General features: G+C 67.4%; 13 protein-coding genes. 7 read left to right on the top strand and 6 right to left on the bottom strand.

Going from position 1 to position 16,601, the window contains the following annotated elements; genetic code table 11:
- The first annotated feature begins 4 nt into the window (after positions 1-4).
- Positions 5-709 carry a heme-copper oxidase subunit III family protein gene (locus QFZ47_RS11785; protein ID WP_307655798.1) on the top strand — a complete coding sequence of 235 codons (705 nt, stop codon included), beginning with the start codon at positions 5-7 and terminating at the stop codon, positions 707-709.
- An 8-nt stretch (positions 710-717) separates the two neighbouring features.
- Positions 718-1,032: a cytochrome C oxidase subunit IV family protein gene (locus tag QFZ47_RS11780; RefSeq protein ID WP_307655797.1), complete on the top strand. Its 315-nt coding sequence runs from the start codon at positions 718-720 to the stop codon at positions 1,030-1,032.
- Positions 1,033-1,047: 15 nt separating this feature from the next.
- Here QFZ47_RS11780 and QFZ47_RS11775 read toward each other — a convergent pair whose 3' ends face one another.
- The 4 genes from QFZ47_RS11775 to QFZ47_RS11760 all read right to left on the bottom strand — a co-directional run bounded on the left by QFZ47_RS11775 (position 1,048) and on the right by QFZ47_RS11760 (position 4,815).
- On the bottom strand, positions 1,048-2,673 hold the full coding sequence (locus tag QFZ47_RS11775) for an MFS transporter (protein ID WP_307655796.1): 1,626 nt from the start codon (positions 2,671-2,673) through the stop codon (positions 1,048-1,050).
- Positions 2,674-2,705: 32 nt separating this feature from the next.
- On the bottom strand, positions 2,706-3,476 hold the full coding sequence (locus QFZ47_RS11770) for an amino acid ABC transporter permease (protein ID WP_018905227.1): 771 nt from the start codon (positions 3,474-3,476) through the stop codon (positions 2,706-2,708).
- Positions 3,477-3,508: 32 nt separating this feature from the next.
- Entirely contained in the window at positions 3,509-4,267 is a 759-nt protein-coding gene (locus tag QFZ47_RS11765; RefSeq protein WP_307655795.1) for a basic amino acid ABC transporter substrate-binding protein, read from the bottom strand.
- Positions 4,268-4,338: 71 nt separating this feature from the next.
- Complete coding sequence (locus QFZ47_RS11760) at positions 4,339-4,815, bottom strand: Lrp/AsnC family transcriptional regulator (protein WP_307655794.1); 477 nt, start codon at positions 4,813-4,815, stop codon at positions 4,339-4,341.
- A gap of 181 nt (positions 4,816-4,996) precedes the next feature.
- Between QFZ47_RS11760 and QFZ47_RS11755 the strand changes: the two genes are divergently transcribed.
- The 5 genes from QFZ47_RS11755 (at position 4,997) to QFZ47_RS11735 (ending at position 14,708) form a co-directional block, all read left to right on the top strand.
- Positions 4,997-8,608 (top strand): indolepyruvate ferredoxin oxidoreductase family protein, encoded by a 3,612-nt coding sequence (locus QFZ47_RS11755; protein WP_307655793.1) that lies wholly within the window; start codon positions 4,997-4,999, stop codon positions 8,606-8,608.
- A 270-nt stretch (positions 8,609-8,878) separates the two neighbouring features.
- A complete protein-coding gene (gene yajC / locus QFZ47_RS11750; RefSeq protein WP_307655792.1) occupies positions 8,879-9,214 on the top strand; it encodes a preprotein translocase subunit YajC in 336 nt (111 codons plus the stop codon).
- 84 nt (positions 9,215-9,298) lie between these two features.
- A complete protein-coding gene (gene secD, locus QFZ47_RS11745) occupies positions 9,299-11,182 on the top strand; it encodes a protein translocase subunit SecD (RefSeq protein ID WP_307655791.1) in 1,884 nt (627 codons plus the stop codon).
- 18 nt (positions 11,183-11,200) lie between these two features.
- Positions 11,201-12,160 (top strand): protein translocase subunit SecF, encoded by a 960-nt coding sequence (gene secF / locus QFZ47_RS11740; RefSeq protein ID WP_307655790.1) that lies wholly within the window; start codon positions 11,201-11,203, stop codon positions 12,158-12,160.
- A 139-nt stretch (positions 12,161-12,299) separates the two neighbouring features.
- Positions 12,300-14,708: a DUF1631 family protein gene (locus tag QFZ47_RS11735; RefSeq protein WP_307655789.1), complete on the top strand. Its 2,409-nt coding sequence runs from the start codon at positions 12,300-12,302 to the stop codon at positions 14,706-14,708.
- Between the two features lie 118 nt (positions 14,709-14,826).
- Here the strand turns inward: QFZ47_RS11735 and QFZ47_RS11730 are convergent, their stop codons facing one another.
- On the bottom strand, positions 14,827-15,345 hold the full coding sequence (locus QFZ47_RS11730) for a Smg family protein (protein WP_307655788.1): 519 nt from the start codon (positions 15,343-15,345) through the stop codon (positions 14,827-14,829).
- An 86-nt stretch (positions 15,346-15,431) separates the two neighbouring features.
- Entirely contained in the window at positions 15,432-16,583 is a 1,152-nt protein-coding gene (gene dprA, locus QFZ47_RS11725) for a DNA-processing protein DprA (protein ID WP_307655787.1), read from the bottom strand.
- Between the last annotated feature and the right edge of the window lie 18 nt (positions 16,584-16,601).

Genomic DNA, 16,601 nt, shown 5'->3' with positions numbered 1-16,601 from the left:
TCCCATGAACGACACCGCAACGATCGCAGCTGCGCCGCCCTTGAGCCAGGCCATCGCCGCAAGCGGCTGGCGCGGGCTGATTGCCGACTGGTCTTCCGACCGCCAGGCGTTCCACGTCTCGTGGGGCAAGGCGATGATGTGGATCTTCCTGCTCAGCGACACCTTCGTCTTCAGCTGCTTCCTGACCGGCTACATGACGGTGCGCGTCTCGACCACCGTGGCGTGGCCCAACCCGAGCGAGGTGTTCGCGCTCCACGTGGGGGGCGCCGACATCCCGCTGCTGCTGATCGCGATCATGACCTTCGTGCTCATCACCAGCAGCGGCACGATGGCAATGGCCGTCAATTTCGCCTACCGCGGCGACCGCGTGAACGCCGCCACGCTGATGCTCGTGACCGCGACCCTCGGCGAACTCTTCGTCGGCATGCAGGCCTTCGAGTGGTCCAAGCTGATCCTCGAAGAGGGTGTGCGGCCCTGGGGCAACCCGATGGGCGCGGCGCAGTTCGGCTCGGCCTTCTTCATGATCACGGGCTTTCATGGGCTGCACGTCTCGGCCGGCGTGGTCTTCCTGTTCACCGTGGCCTTCAAGCTGATGCGCGGCGACTACGACAAGGCCGGCAACTACCAGATCGTCGAGATTGCCGGCCTGTACTGGCACTTCGTGGACCTGGTGTGGGTGTTCATCTTTGCGCTGTTCTATCTCTGGTGAGGACGATCATGAATCCTGTCACGGGCCAACAACATCCGATCGGCCTCTATCTCAAGATCTGGGGGCTGCTGTTCGTGCTCAGCACGATGTCCTACCTGGTCGACTACTTCCATTTCCAGGGGTACCTGCGCTGGGCCCTGATCATCACCTTCATGCTGCTGAAGGCGGGGCTGATCGTCGCGGTCTTCATGCACATGGCCTGGGAGCGGATGTCGCTGGTCTATGCCATCCTGGTGCCGCCCCTATGCCTGCTGGTCCTGGTCGGGCTGATGGCAGCGGAGGGCGGCCACACCTTCCTGACGCGGCTGCAGTTCTTCCACTGAAGCCGTGCGGGCCGCTCAGCGCCGCACGATGTAGCGCGTGACAACGGGCTGTGTTTCGCCGACGTGAAACGCGAGCCGGCGTTCCCGCAGCGCCATGTCGCTGGCGGTGGCGCGGTTGAAGCGGCGCAGGTGGTCGGTCCACGAGTCGTCGACGATCTGCTCCACGTAGCGGCTGGGCTGCCCGATGTCGTGCAGCAGCTCCCAGCCGATGGCACCCTGGCTCAGGCGCGCGCGGCGCGTCTGCTGCATCACAAGGTGAAAGGCCGCCGCGCGCGCCGGCTCGATCAGGTATTCGACCGTGATCACCACGCGGCCGTCTTCCTGCGGCGCTTCGGCCGGCGGGCCGGCGGCCCAGCCGGCTTCGGCGGGGCGGGTGTCGTCTTCGCCGATGCCGTCGGTCACCCAGCGCAGGGCCACGAGCATCAGCAAGCTGCCGCTGACGGCGGCAATGGCAAGGCTCAGGTTCAGCGCCGTGACCGTGGCCACCTGGCCCCAGAGCGCCGCGCCGATCGCGCTCGCGCCCATGATCGCCATCTGGTAGGTCGACATGCCGCGCGCGCGCACCCAGTCGGGCAGCGCGAGCTGCGCCGAGACCGAGAGCGAATTGGCCACCGTGATCCACGCCATGCCGCCGAAGAACATCGCAGGCACCGCCACCCATGCGTTGGGCGCGAAGGCCATCACCGCGGTGGCGAGCGACTGCAGCAGCGTGCCGCGCAGCACCAGCTGGTCGCGCCCCAGCGCCTGGCGCAGCCGCGGCAGGAACAGCACCGCGATGATCGCGCCCGCGCCCATCGCGGCCAGCAGCAGCGTGAAGGTGGCGGCGCCGCCGCCCTTCAGGTTGCGCGCCAGCAGCGGCAGCAGCGCGAGCAGGGCCGTGGAGTGGAAGAAGAAGATGGTGATGCGCGAGAGCACGGCCCGCATGCGATGCGACTGCCAGACGAACTGCACGCCCACGCGCATCGCGCTGATGAGCTTCTCGCGGCCCAGCGGATTGGGCGTGTGCTCGCGCCGCCAGCGCAGCACCACGAAGCCCGAAGCCACCGACAGCACCGCGTTGAGCGCGAACACCCACACGGTGCCCGCGCTCGCGATCAGCATGCCGGCCGTGAGCGGGCCGACGATGCGCGAGGCGTTCATCGCGATGCCGTTCAGGCCCAGCGCGGCCGGCAATTGCGGCCGCGGCACCAGCTCGGGCACGATGGCCGCGAACACCGGCCAGCGCAGCGCCAGGCCGATGCCGTTGGCAAAGGTCAGCGCGAGCAGCAGCGGCGCGGTCATCATGTCCATCGCAATGGCCGCGCACAGCACGATGGCCGTGCCCGCCAGCCAGAACTGCGTGGCCACCAGCCAGCGCCTGCGGTCGAGGATGTCGGCCAGCGCGCCGCTGGGCAGGCCCAGCAGGAACACCGGCAGCGTGGAGGCCGACTGCACCAGCGCCACCCAGATGGGCGAGGTGGTCAGCGAGGTCATCATCCACGCCGCCGCCACGTCGTTCATCCACATGCAGATGTTGGCGATGAGCCAGGTGCTCCACAGCATGCGGAACACGGGCAGCTTGAGCGGCTCGAGCGCCGCGAACTTCGGTGGCTGCGGCCGGGCCGGGGGAATGGGTGTCTCTTCGGGGGATATCGGTGGCATGTGGCGCTATTGTCGCGCGACGCCGCTGCGGCTCATCCCCTGTCGCTGCGCGCCAGCCGGTGTTCGAGCCGCCGCAGCATCGTCGTCAGCACGAGCGTCATCACCCAGTACACCACCGAGATCGCGAGGTACGGCTCCCAGTAGCGCGCATAGGCGCCCGCCACCGTGCGCGCGGCGTAGGCCAGCTCGGCCAGCCCGATGGCCGAGACCAGCGAGGTGTCCTTCAGCAGCGCGATCGCGTTGTTGCCCAGCGGCGGCAGCATGCGCCTGAAGGCCTGCGGCAGCACCACGTAGCGCATCACCTGCAGGGGCGTGAAGCCGATCGAGCGGCCGGCGTCGAACTGCCCGCGCGAGATCGACTGGATGCCGGCGCGGAACACCTCGGAGATGTAGGCCGCCGAATTGAGCGTGAGCGCCACCACGCCCGAAATGAGCGCGCCATGCTCCTGCTTGAGCTCGCGTGCCAGGTCGCCGCTGATCAGGAGGCCGGTCGCCGGATGGATGAACACCGGCATCACCGCGAAGTGGATCAAGAGGATCTGCACGAACAGCGGCGTGCCGCGGAAGAAGCTCACGTACACCGTGGCGGGCCAGCGCAGGAAGAAGCGCGCCACCCAGCTCCAGGGCGCATGGCGCGGCCGGGCGAGCCGCGCGAGCGCCAGGCACAGGCCCCAGCTCGAACCCAGCAGCACGCACACCACGGTCATGCGCAAGGTCATCCAGGCGCCTTGCCAGAACAGGTCCTTGTATTCGACCAGGATGTCCCAGCGGAACCATCCGAACAGCAGGATCGGCTGTTCCATCTAGGGGGTCCTTCCGCCCGGGCCGGACGTGCTCATCGGGCGTTCGGGTCCTTGTTGAACCACTTCTTGTAGATCGTGGCGTAACTGCCGTCCGCGCGAATCGCGGCCAGGCCGGCCGTGAGCTTGTCGAGCAGCGCCTTGTCGCCCTTCTTCACGACGATGCCGAAGCCCTCCTCGGGGAAGGACTTGTCGTCGAGCGTCTTGAGCTCCGGGTTCTGCGCCACGCGGTAGGCGATCACGCCGTTGTCGCCCATGGCGGCATCGACGCCGCCGCCGGCCAGCTCGGAAATGATGAGCGGCGTGCTCTCGAAGCGGCGGATATTCGGGCTGGTCTTGCCGAACTCGCGCGAGGCGATGTCGTCAGCGGTGGAGGCGCTCACCACGGCGATCTTCTTGCCCGCGAGGTCCTTCAGCGAGGCCACCGTGCTGCCCTTGGGCAGCGCGATCAGCTGGCGCGCCGCGAAATACGGCGGCGTGAAGTCGTAGCTCTGCTTGCGCTTCTCGTTGATGGTGACACCCGAGATCACGAGGTCGACGTCGCCGTTGTTGAGCGCGCCGAAGATGCCTGTGAACGGCGTGTTGACGACCTTGATCTTCAGGCCCTGCTGCTTGGCGATGGCGTTGATGATGTCGATGTCGAAGCCGACGATCTGCTTGTCCTTGTTCTCGAAGGCGAAGGGTGCGTAGGTGGCGCTGGAAGCCACGGTGAGTTCGCGGTTCTGGGCCTGGGCGCCGAAGGCGAGCGTGGCGGCGGCAAGGCCGAGCGCCAGGGCGCGGCGGATGGAGTTCATGCGGGGGACCTCTTCCTCTTATTCCGCCGGATGGCGGTGTCTATGTGGTGGGCGGGAATTCTAGGTTGCAGCTAGCGTGCCAGGTGCCCGAGCGGCCAGGCGCTGCTGGCCTTCACCTCGCCCAGCGAGAAACTGGTGTGCAGGTCTTTCACGTTCGGCAGGTTCATGAGGTGCTGCCGCGCGAAGGCCGAGAAGCTGTCCAGGTCCTGCGCCACCACCTGCAGCTCGAAGGTGCCGGTGCCGCTGATGTAGTGGCAGGCCACCACTTCGGGCAGCTCGCGGATCGCGTCCTCGAGCTTCTGGGTGGCGTCGTTGGTGACGCGTTCGGTGTCCACGCGCACGAAAGCGAGCACGCCGAGCCCGATCTTGTGGCGGTCGATCTCGGCGTGGTAGCCCTTGATGAACCCCGCCTCCTCCAGCGCGCGCACCCGGCGCCAGCAGGGCGCGGCCGAGAGCCCCACGCGCTGCGCAAGCTCGGCGTTGGTGAGGCGGCCGTCGGCCTGCAGTTCTTGCAGGATTGCGAGGTCGAACTTGTCAATGCTTTCCATGGATGGCGATATTAAGCAAGATTCTTCCAGGAAGCTGCTTTTTGGAGGCACAGAACGCAAACACCTGTCGCGCACCCCGGCATACACTTTGCGTGATCATGGGCTCGCGCCCTACCCGGGCACAGACCCACACCCCATCAGCCAGGCCCACAAGGCCCTGCCACACGGAGACAGACAAACTATGAACGCACCGCTGCCGGAGCACATCCGCAAGGCCCTCGAGACGGTCACGCTCGATGACAAATACAGTCTCGACTACGGGCGGGCCTTCATGAGCGGGGTGCAGGCGCTCGTCAAGCTGCCGATGCTGCAGCGCCTGCGCGACAAGCAGGCCGGCAAGAATACCGCGGGCTTCATCAGCGGCTACCGCGGCTCCCCGCTCGGCGGCTACGACCAGGCGCTGTGGAAGGCCAGCAAGTTCCTGAAGGAACAGAACATCGTCTTCCAGCCCGGCGTGAACGAAGAGCTGGCCGCCACCGCGCTCTGGGGCACCCAGCAGCTGGGCTTCTCGCCCGCGGGCACCAACAGGTTCGACGGCGTCTTCGGCATCTGGTATGGCAAGGGCCCGGGCGTGGACCGCTGCTCCGACGTCTTCAAGCACGCCAACATGGCGGGCACCACCGAATGGGGCGGCGTGATCGCGGTGGCGGGCGACGACCATATTTCCAAAAGCAGCACGGCCGCGCACCAGAGCGACCATATCTTCAAGGCCTGCGGCACGCCGGTGTTCTTTCCGACCAACGTGCAGGAAATCCTGGACCTGGGCATCCACGCCTTCGCGATGAGCCGCTTCTCGGGCATCTGGTCGGGCATGAAGACGATCCAGGAAATCGTGGAATCGAGCGCCACGGCCATGATCGACCCGGACCGTGTCGAGATCGTCATTCCCACCGATTTCCAGATGCCGCCCGGCGGCCTGCACATCCGCTGGCCCGACCATGCGCTCGAGCAGGAAGCGCGCCTCATGCACTACAAGTGGTATGCGGCGCTGGCCTACATCCGCGCCAACCGGCTGAACCACAACGTGATCGAAGGCCCGCACGATCGCTTCGGCATCATGGCCAGCGGCAAGGCCTACAACGACACCCGCCAAGCCCTGATCGACCTGGGCCTGGACGACGCCACCTGCCGCCAGCTGGGCATCCGGCTGCACAAGGTGGGCGTGGTGTGGCCGCTGGAGGCGCAGCTCACGCGCGACTTCGCCACCGGCCTGCAGGAAATCCTGGTGGTGGAAGAAAAGCGCCAGGTCATCGAGTACCAGCTGAAGGAAGAGCTCTACAACTGGCGCGCCGACGTGCGCCCCACCGTGCTCGGCAAGTTCAACGAGCTCGACGGCGATTTCTCGGGCGGCGAATGGGCCATGCCCAACCCCACCGCCAACACGCTGCTGCGCGCCAACGCCGACCTGAACCCGGCGCTGATCGCCAAGGCCATTGCGCAGCGCCTGCGCAAGCTCGGCATCCTGGAACAGGCCGGCGCCGACATGCGCGCGCGCATCGATGCGCAGATGGCCATCCTCGAAGCCAAGGAGCGCTCGATGGAAGTGCTCAAGGTGGGCGGCGTGCAGGGCGCCGACCGCCAGCCGTGGTTCTGCTCGGGCTGCCCGCACAACACCAGCACCGTGGTGCCCGAGGGCTCGCGCGCCATGGGCGGCATCGGCTGCCACTTCATGGCCACCTGGATGGACCGCTCCACCATCGGCTTCACGCAGATGGGCGGCGAGGGCGTGCCATGGGTGGGCCAGCAGCCCTTCACCACCGACCAGCACATCTTCGCGAACCTGGGCGACGGCACGTATTTCCACAGCGGCCTGCTCGCCATCCGCCAGAGCATTGCCGCGGGCGTGAACATCACCTACAAGATCCTCTACAACGACGCCGTGGCCATGACCGGCGGCCAGCAGGTCGGCGAGCGGCCCGAGGGCCACTCGGTGCTGCAGATTGCCGAGAGCCTGCATGCCGAGGGCGCCAAGAAGGTCGTCGTCGTGACCGACGAGCCCGAGAAATACGAGGGCGTGAACATTCCCGGCGACCATGTGCAGGTGAAGCACCGCGACCTGCTCGACGAGGTCCAGCTCGAATTCCGCCAGATCGCGGGCACCACCGCCATCATCTACGACCAGACCTGCGCCACCGAGAAGCGCCGCCGCCGCAAGCGGGGCACGGCCGTCGATCCGGCCAGGCGCGTGGTCATCAACGAGCTGGTCTGCGAAGGCTGCGGCGACTGCAGCGTGCAGAGCAACTGCCTGTCGGTCGAGCCGCTCGAAACCGAGTTCGGCCGCAAGCGCACCATCAACCAGAGCAGCTGCAACAAGGACATGAGCTGCCTCAAGGGCTTCTGCCCGAGCTTCGTCACGGTCGAGGGCGGGCAGCTCAAGAAGAAGGCCCGGGACAAGGCCGATTCGCCGCTCGCGCTGGGCGCGCTGCCCGAGCCGGCCGTGCCGGTGCTGGCGCAGGACCAGGTGTGGGGCATCGTGGTGGCCGGCGTCGGCGGCACGGGCGTCATCACCATCGGCCAGCTGCTGGGCATGGCGGCGCACATCGAGGGCAAGGGCATCGTCACGCAGGACGCGGCCGGCCTCGCGCAAAAGGGCGGCGCCACCTGGAGCCATGTGCTGATCGGCCAATCGCAGGACGCGATCCGCACCACGCGCGTCGGCACCGCCGCGGCCGACCTGATTCTGGCGGCCGATCCGCTGGTGGCCGTCAACGCCGAAACCCTGGCGCGCATGCGCGAAGGGCGCACGCACGTGGCGCTCAACACGCACAGCACGCCCACGGCCGCCTTCGTGCGCAATGCCAACTGGGTGAACCCGCAGGACGACTGCGCAAGCCAGATCGCGCGCACCATCGGCGCCGATGCGCTCGGCACCTTCGATGCCGATGCCGCGGCCACCACGCTGATGGGCGACAGCCTCTATGCCAATCCGATGCTGCTGGGCTTTGCCTGGCAAAAGGGCTGGATCCCGCTGGCGCTCGAGTCGCTGATGCGCGCCATCGAACTCAACGCGGTGGCGGTCGAGAACAACAAGACCGCCTTCGCATGGGGCCGCCAGGCGGCCGCCCACCCGGACGAGCTGCAAAAGCGCCTGCGCCCGGGCCAGGTCATCGAGTTCAAGAAGCGCGAAACCGTCGAAAGCCTGGTGGCGCGCCGGGTCGAATTCCTCACGGGCTACCAGAACGCGGCCTATGCCGGCGAATACCGGCAGTTCGTGGACAAGGTCCGGCAGGCCGAGTCGGCGCTGGGCAAAAGCGCGCTGACCGAAACGGTGGCCCGCTACCTGTTCAAGCTCATGGCCTACAAGGACGAGTACGAGGTGGCGCGGCTGCACACCGACCGCAGCTTCCTCGACCGCGTCGAAGGCATGTTCGAAGGTGAGATGGGCAAGGATTTCAAGCTCAATTACCACCTCGCGCCGCCCGTCATTGCCAGGAAGAACGCCAAGGGCGAGCTGCAGAAGCAGAAGTTCGGCCCCTGGATGCTCTCGGGCTTCAGGCTGCTGGCCCGGCTCAAGGGGCTGCGCGGCACGGCCCTGGACATCTTCGGGCGCACCGAAGAACGCAAGACCGAGCGCGCGCTCATCGGCGAGTACCGCGCAAGCATCGAGGAGGTGATTGCGGGCCTCGCCGCCGAGAACCATGCGCTGGCGCTGGAGATCGCGAGCCTGCCCGAGCAGATCCGCGGCTACGGCCATGTGAAGGAGCGCAACCTCGCCGCCGCCCGCACCCGCTGGAGCGAGCTGCTCGCCAGGTGGCGCAACCCGCAGCAGTCGCAGCGCGCCGCCGCCGCGTGATTTTTCGGAAGGCCGGGCCGGCACCGCCGGCCGCCTCGCGCATTTGCTCCTGAAAAGGTAGCAAAAGACGCGCAGCCGAAGCCCATGGAAAGCCCTGCCCCGCGCGCCGGATAAGCGCGCGGAGCGGGGCATTGCCACGAATACAATGCCCGCTGCTGCGCGCGGCCCACGCCGCCTCAAGCTCTGACTCGCGGCCTTTTCCTCGGGGCCGCGGAACCGCGGGCCCGGTCCGCGCTTCTGACATTCCTCTTCTCTCTGCTGGAGACTCTCTTGTTCATTTCCTCTGCTTTCGCCCAAACCGCGCCCGCTGCTTCCGGCGGTGGCGACATGTTGTCCTCGCTGGGCAGCATGCTGCCCCTGGTGCTGATGTTCGTGGTGCTGTATTTCGTGATGATCCGTCCGCAAATGAAGCGCCAGAAGGAAGCCCGCGCCATGATCGAAGCGCTGGCCAAGGGCGATGAAGTTGCAACGGCCGGCGGCGTGCTCGGCAAGATCACCTCGATCGGCGACCAGTACCTCGGCCTCGAAATCGCCAATGGCGTGGAGGTCAAGATCCAGCGCAGCGCCGTGGTCCAGGTGCTGCCCAAGGGCGCTGTCAAGCCGTAAGCAATCAACGCGCGGCCCGGCCTTGCGCTTTGTGGCGCATGGCCTCAAGTCACGCCGTGTCCCGTTTCTGAAAAGCGCTTTCTCATGAACCGTTATCCGGTCTGGAAGTACGCGATCATCGTGATCGTGCTGCTTGTGGGGTTGATCTATTCCCTGCCCAATTTCTTCGGCGAGGCGCCTGCGGTGCAGGTATCCGCGGCCAAGTCGACCGCCAAGGTCGACGCGGCCACCCAGAGCAGGGTCGAGGAGGCGCTGAAAGCGGCCGGGCTCGCGCCCGACCTGCTCACGCTCGAGGGCGGCTCGCTGCGCGCGCGCTTCGCCACCCCCGACGAGCAGCTCAAGGCACGCGACACGGTGCAGCGTGCGCTGGTGCCCGATCCGGCCGATCCACCCTACGTGGTGGCGCTGAACCTGGTTTCGCGTTCGCCGGCCTGGCTCACGGCGCTGCACGCGTTCCCGATGTACCTGGGCCTCGACCTGCGCGGCGGCGTCGACTTCCTGCTCCAGGTCGACATGAAGGGCGCCATCGACAAGAAGGCCGAATCGTTCGCGAGCGACCTGCGCACCACCTTCCGCGACAAGGGCATCCGCGGCACCTCGGTGAGCCGCAACGGCCAGACGGTCGAGGTTTCCTTCCGCGACGCGGCCGCGCTGGACGCGGCCAAGCGCCTGATCCAGGACCAGTTCCAGGACCTCGCCACCACCGACAGCCAGGACGGCAGCAACTGGCGCCTCGTGGCCAGCATCAAGCCCGAAGCCGCGCGCCGGCTGCAGGATGCGGCGCTCAAGCAGAACATCACCACGCTGCACAACCGGATCAACGAACTCGGCGTGGCCGAGCCGGTGATCCAGCAGCAGGGCCTCGACCGCATCGTGGTGCAGCTGCCCGGCGTGCAGGACACGGCCAAGGCCAAGGACATCCTGGGGCGCACCGCCACGCTCGAGATGCGCCTGGTGGACGAAAGCGCCGAAGGCCGCGCGGCCGAGCTGAGCGGCGGGCCGGTGCCCTTCGGTTCCGAGAAATTCCTCGAACGCAACGGCCGCCCCGTGATCGTGAAGAAGCAGGTGCTCGTCACCGGCGAGAGCCTCACCGATGCGCAGCCCGGCTTCGACCAGCAGAGCAACCAGCCCAAGGTCGACCTGACCATGGACGCCAAGGGTGGCCGCATCATGCGCGACGTGAGCCGCGAGAACTACAAGAAGCGCATGGCCATGCTGATCTTCGAAAAGGGCAAGGGCGAAGTGCTCACGGCCCCGTCGATCAACGGCGAACTCGGCAACCGCTTCCAGATCTCGGGCTCCATGACGGTGGTCGAGGCCAACGACCTCGCGCTGCTGCTGCGCGCCGGCTCGCTCGCCGCGCCGATGGAAATCATCCAGGAACGCACCATCGGTCCGAGCCTGGGCGCCGACAACATCGAGAAGGGCTTCAAGAGCGTGATGTATGGCTTCCTGGCCATCATGGTGTTCATGTGCGCCTACTACGCGCTGTTCGGCCTGTTCTCGTCGATCGCGCTGGCCGTCAACCTGATGCTGCTGGTGGCCATTCTCTCGATGCTGCAGGCCACGCTCACGCTGCCCGGCATCGCGGCCATGGCGCTGGCCATTGGCGTGGCCATCGACTCCAACGTGCTGATCAACGAACGCGTGCGCGAAGAACTGCGCAACGGCGCCTCGCCGCAGGCGGCCATCCATGCCGGCTACGACCGCGCCTGGGGCACGATCCTCGACTCCAACGTGACCACGCTGATCGCGGGCATTGCCCTGCTGGCCTTCGGCTCGGGCCCGATCCGCGGCTTCGCGGTGGTGCACTGCATCGGCATCGTCACCTCGATGTTCTCCGCCGTGTTCTTCTCGCGCGGCCTCGTGAACTTCTGGTACGGCCAGAAGAAGAAGCTCAAGACGGTGTCGATCGGCACGGTCTGGCGCCCCAAGACCAACGGCACCGCCGTGGCTGAAGGCAAGTAAAGGTCAAGGACAAGCGCCATGGAATTCTTCCGCATCCACAAGACCATCCCGTTCATGCGCCACGCGCTGGTGCTGAACATCATCTCCTTCGTCACCTTCGCGCTGGCGGTGTTCTTCCTGCTGCACCGCGGGCTGCACCTGTCGGTGGAGTTCACCGGCGGCACCGTGATGGAGGTGGCCTACCAGCAGTCCGCCGACATCGGCAAGGTGCGCGAAGCGATCGGCAAGCTCGGCTATCCCGACGTGCAGGTGCAGAGCTACGGCACCTCGCGCGACGTGCAGATCCGCCTGCCGGCGCAGAAGGGCATGAACTCCGACCAGCAAAGCGCGCAGGTGATGCAGGCGCTCAAGACGGTCGATCCCTCGGCCACGCAGCGCGGCATCGAGGTCGTCGGCCCGCAGGTGGGCGAGGAGCTCACCACCAACGGCCTCAAGGCGCTGGGCATGGTGGTGGTGGGCATCATGATCTACCTGGCGATCCGCTTCGAATGGAAGTTCGCCGTGGCCACCGTGCTGGCCAACCTGCACGACGTGGTCATCATCCTGGGCTTCTTCGCCTTCTTCCAGTGGGAGTTCTCGCTCGCGGTGCTGGCGGCGGTGCTGGCGGTGCTGGGCTACTCGGTCAACGAGTCGGTCGTGATCTTCGACCGGGTGCGCGAGAATTTCCGGCGCTACCGCAAGATGAGCACGGTCGAGATCATCGACAACGCGATCACCTCGACCATCAGCCGCACCATCATCACGCACGGCTCCACGCAGCTGGTGGTGCTCTCGATGTTCTTCTTCGGCGGCCCGACGCTGCACTACTTCGCGCTCGCGCTGACCATCGGCATCCTGTTCGGCATCTACTCGTCGTGCTTCGTGGCGGCGGCCATCGCGATGTGGCTGGGCATCAAGCGCGAAGACCTGATCAAGGGCGGCCCGACCAAGCGCGACGGCGGCTCCGAAGACGATCCGAACGCCGGCGCCGTGGTCTGATTGCGCCAATCGACGGGACGCGCCGCGCAAGCCCCGCCGCCGTGCCGCAGGTGATGCACACTTGTGCGGTGGCGCTTGCCGATGCAAGCTCTCGGCTTTCGCCGAACAATAGAGTCCCGTTGGCCTTCCTGATCCTTCAATGAGCACTGCGCGGTCCGCCTCTTCCCTGCAGCTCGCACGCGAGACGCGCGAGCGCTTCGTCCGTGCCACCGAGGGCGTCATCGTCCCGCTGGCGCAAGCGATACGGGACCGCCTGACGCAGCAGGCTTCGGAAATCGGCAGTGCGCGCGCCATGCAGGAGAGCCGCGACGACTTCGTGGCGTTCCAGGGCCAGGCATCGCAATGGGTGTCGCTCGCGCAGGCGGGCTGGCGCAGGTCGGTCGGCGCCACGGGTGCGGCGCCTGCCGCGTCGTCCGGTGCGAAGCTGCGGCTCGAACTTATCGACGACGATGCGATGGAGAGCAGCATTCTTTCATCGCGCCTGGCGCAGCTGATTCACGACAAGGCCAGCTTCGAACTCAGCGACCTGCGGCTGCGCATTCAGTTCCTGGAAGGCACCAGCGAGCTCGACGCCAACGACGTGCTCAGGCCCGAAACCCTGGCCAAGCTGCTGGTGGACCAGTGGCTCGCGGCCGGCCTGAGCCGCACGCTGTGGGCGCGGGTGCAGGAGACCGTGCAGCAGCAGCTCGTCGGCGTGGTGGTCAAGGCCTATGAAGACGCCAATGCCTTCCTGATTTCCAGCGGCGTGATGCCGGAAATCGATCTCAAGAGCTTTGTCCGGCGCACCGGCGGCAGCAGCAGCACCAGCGGTGCCACCGGGCCGGCGACGGTGCCGGCGTCGCCCTACGCCGCCGGCGCGGCGCAGGCCGCGAGCGCCGCGCAGCGGCAGGGCGGCGCCCACACTTCCCCGCAGCCGCGGGCTTTCGCGCCTTCCGCGCCATCCCTCACGACCGGCGGCTCGCCGTTGATGGTCGCGCGCCAGCGTGCGCAGACGGCGCTGTTGAGCCTCAAGCGTTTCGTCGCTGCCCGCATCGGCGCGGACGCGTCCGCCGCGTCTTCCTCTTCGACGACGACCACTACCACCACGGGAACCGATGGCCATGCCCGAGGCGCCGGGCCTGCCGCCACCGGTGCGGGTTCCCCGCGCCCCTTCTCCAGGACCTTTGCGGGCGTGATCGCCGAGGCCGAGGCGGCCTACAGGATGGCTGCCACGCAGTACATGCAAGGCTCCGCGGAGCAAGCCACCATCATCCAGCAGGCCGCGGTCGACCTTCGGCGGCGCAGCGCGGAGCTCAAGAAAAGGGCGCCCACCACCGCCGACAAGGCCACGGTCGAGATCGTGGCGCTGATGTTCCAGGCCATCCTCGCGGAGGAGCGCATTCCCTTCTCGGCGCGCGTGTGGTTTGCGCGCCTGCAGATGCCGGTGCTGCGCGTGGCCATCGCCGAGCCCGAGTTCTTCGGCACGCTGCAGCATCCGGCGCGCATGCTGATCGACCGCATGGGCTCCTGCGTGATGGGCTTCGATGCCGCGGCCATTTCGGGCAGCGCGCTCGAAGGCGAGATCCGGCGCGTGGTGCAGGTGATCGAGCAGTACCCCGAAACCGGACAGCGCGTCTTCAAGCTGGTGTTCGACGAATTCGTGGCCTTCCTGAACCGCTACCTCACGCAAAGCGACGCCACCCAGCGCGTCATGAGCGTGGCGCAGCAGGTCGAGCAGAAGGAAACGATGGCCATCCAGTACACCATCGAGTTGCGCAAGATGCTCAACGACATGCCGGTGCGCGAGGAAATCCGCGAGTTCCTCTTCAAGGTCTGGGCCGAGGTGCTGGCCATTGCCGCGCTGCGCTACGGCGCGCAGGGCGAGCAGACGGTGATGCTCAAGCGCGTGGCCTCCGAACTGGTGTGGGCGGCGAGCGCCAAGCCCAACCGCACCGACCGCGCGCGCGTGATCCAGGACCTGCCGCAGCTGCTGCAGCGCCTGCGCCTGGGCATGACTCTGCTGGGCATCATCGACGAGCCGCAGGAAGCCCACATCAAGGCCATCGGCGCAACCCTGTCCGATGCCTTCCTGTCCAAGACCGAAGCCATTCCCGCGGCCAAGATCGAGGCCATGGCCGAGCGCCTGGCGCATCTGGAAGATTTCGTGGCCGACGATGGCGGCGCCTCCAGCCTGCCGCTCGATGCGAACAGCATCGAACTGCTGCTGGGCGTGGATGCCGCCTCGATCGAGGTCGTGGCCGATACCGCCGGCGGCGTTCCGGCCGAAGACATGCTGGCGTGGGCCCACGAACTGGAGGTGGGCAACTGGTTCATGCTCGACCACAACGACCGCGTGAGCCAGGTGCAGTTCGTCTGGCGCAGCGACCGCAAGCAGCTGCACCTGTTCGCCTCGGCCGATGGCCGCAGCTTCCTGATCCAGGTCGGCCGGCTGGCCAGCTACCTGCAGGCCGGCCTGCTGGTGCCGGCCGAGGAAGAAACGCTCACGGTGCGAGCCACGCGCGAGGCGCTGGCCAAGCTCGACGCGAACCCGGAACGACTATTGAACTAGGCAGGACAGGCTTGCTCTTTCGTGGAACACCGCGGAACCGGCTTCGCCGGGCCTCTGGTGTTGCCCCCGGTAGGGGGAAGGCGCGCGCGACACGAAGTGCGCGCAGCCTGGGGGCGAGCTAATGTGCAGTGCGGCCTTCGCGGCTCTCGCAGAGTTCGTCGAGCACCAGCGCGTCGGGCTCGATGCCGGTGCTCCAGTGCACCATCAGCACGATGATCTTGAGCTCGTCGAGCGCGACCGGATCGCCCGGCGCCGCCATGGCGCGCTCGATGACGATCTCGCGCAAACCGCAGGACAGCACGTTCGACGATTCGAGAAAGCCGATGAAGCCGAGGCAGTCGGCGCCCAGGTGCTCCTGCTCGGCTTGCGAGTAGACACGCATGGCGTCGTCCGACTGGGGCAGGGCCGCTTCGGGCGCGCCGCGCAGCGTGACCGTGGCCACGGCGTCGTCGCCGGGACTTCGTTCGAGCTGCATGCCCTGCGTGGCAAGGCTCAGGCCGTCGAGCCAGTGCAGCGCATCGCGGATTTCTTCTGCCTCGAAGCCGTGGGCGCTGAGCTTGCGGCCCAGCTGTTCGGGTTCGGGGCAGGCATCGCCGCGCCAATAGTTTTCGTAGACAAACACGAGCACTTCGAACATGGGCCCAATATAGCCGAAGCTTGCCGCTTTGCCCCCGCGGCTTCGCGGCGTTCCTCGAACGAGCAGGCAGCCCTGAAGCCTGAGGGCTACGCTGCCGCCGCTCTCTGGAACAGGCCGCCGGGCAGGCGCGCGACGTGGCCGTCGAGCTCGAGTTCGAGCAGCCTGGCCTGCAGCGCGGCGGCACTCCAGCCGGTGCGTGCGCTCAGCGCGTCGAGGCTCACTGGATCGAAGCCGAGGGCGTCCAGCAAGGGTTCTTCGCTGGAAGATGTGCCGCCGCCGGCGCTCTCGTGCGCGGAAGCCGGCGCTGCCATGCTGCCCGTACGCAGCGACGGCAGCTCCTCGAGGATGTCGTTGACCGACTCGACCAGCTTCGCGCCCTGGCGGATCAGTGCATGGCAGCCGCGCGACTGCGGCGAATGGATCGAGCCCGGAATGGCGAACACTTCCTTGCCCTGTTCCGAGGTGAGCCGCGCGGTGATCAGCGAGCCCGACGCGAGCGCGGCCTCGACCACCAGCGTGCCGCGCGCCAGGCCGGCAATGAGGCGGTTGCGCTTCGGAAAGTTCTGCGTGAGCGGCGGCGTGCCGAGCGGCAGCTCGCTCACGATCAGGCCCTGCAGCGTGATGCGGTGCGCCAGGTCGCGGTGCCGCGCGGGATAGACGCGGTCCAGGCCGGTGCCCACCACGGCCACGGTGGCGAGCCGCGGCGCATCGCCGGCCGCATCGAGCGCGCCCTGGTGGGCGGCGCCATCGACACCGAGCGCCAGCCCCGACACCACCGGCAGGCCCGCGTCGCCCAGTGCGCGCGCAAAGGCGCGGGCATTGGCCGCGCCCTGCGGCGTGGGGTTGCGGCTGCCCACCACCGCAATGCTGTGGCCGAGCTGGGTCAGGTCGAAGTCCGCGGCGCCAAGCACATAGAGCATCAACGGCGGGTCGGCCATTTCGAGCAGCGAGGCGGGGTAGGCGGCATCGCCCAGCGTGACCAAGCGGCGCGTGGCGCCGTCATCGTGGTCCGGCTGCAGCCAGTGCCAGGTCTGGTCGATCTGGGCCTGCAGACCCTGGGGCGGCTGGTGCAAGGCATCGGCCTGCGCCGGCGACACCACCTGCCGCAGCGCCTCGCCGGTCTGCGCAAAGACATTTTCGGGCAGGCCGAAGGCCGCCAGCAGCCGGCGCGCGGCGCCATCACCGATGCCCGGCGTCAGTGAAAGCCGCAGCCAGCCTGCGAGTTCTGCTCGTTCCAAATGAAAGCGAAAAAGGAA

The organism is Variovorax paradoxus (assembly GCF_030815975.1).
In the GTDB taxonomy this organism is placed as follows: Bacteria; Pseudomonadota; Gammaproteobacteria; order Burkholderiales; family Burkholderiaceae_C; genus Variovorax; species Variovorax paradoxus_N.
This window is presented reverse-complemented; position numbering and strand designations above follow the sequence as displayed.

Bases quoted from the DNA above. Each gene is read 5' to 3' on its own strand.
- QFZ47_RS11785 (WP_307655798.1), top strand. From the start codon at position 5: ATGAACGACACCGCAACGATCGCAGCTGCGCCGCCCTTGAGCCAGGCC.
- QFZ47_RS11780 (WP_307655797.1), top strand. From the start codon at position 718: ATGAATCCTGTCACGGGCCAACAACATCCGATCGGCCTCTATCTCAAG.
- QFZ47_RS11775 (WP_307655796.1), bottom strand. From the start codon at position 2,673: ATGCCACCGATATCCCCCGAAGAGACACCCATTCCCCCGGCCCGGCCG.
- QFZ47_RS11770 (WP_018905227.1), bottom strand. From the start codon at position 3,476: ATGGAACAGCCGATCCTGCTGTTCGGATGGTTCCGCTGGGACATCCTG.
- QFZ47_RS11765 (WP_307655795.1), bottom strand. From the start codon at position 4,267: ATGAACTCCATCCGCCGCGCCCTGGCGCTCGGCCTTGCCGCCGCCACG.
- QFZ47_RS11760 (WP_307655794.1), bottom strand. From the start codon at position 4,815: ATGGAAAGCATTGACAAGTTCGACCTCGCAATCCTGCAAGAACTGCAG.
- QFZ47_RS11755 (WP_307655793.1), top strand. From the start codon at position 4,997: ATGAACGCACCGCTGCCGGAGCACATCCGCAAGGCCCTCGAGACGGTC.
- secD (WP_307655791.1), top strand. From the start codon at position 9,299: ATGAACCGTTATCCGGTCTGGAAGTACGCGATCATCGTGATCGTGCTG.
- secF (WP_307655790.1), top strand. From the start codon at position 11,201: ATGGAATTCTTCCGCATCCACAAGACCATCCCGTTCATGCGCCACGCG.
- QFZ47_RS11735 (WP_307655789.1), top strand. From the start codon at position 12,300: ATGAGCACTGCGCGGTCCGCCTCTTCCCTGCAGCTCGCACGCGAGACG.
- QFZ47_RS11730 (WP_307655788.1), bottom strand. From the start codon at position 15,345: ATGTTCGAAGTGCTCGTGTTTGTCTACGAAAACTATTGGCGCGGCGAT.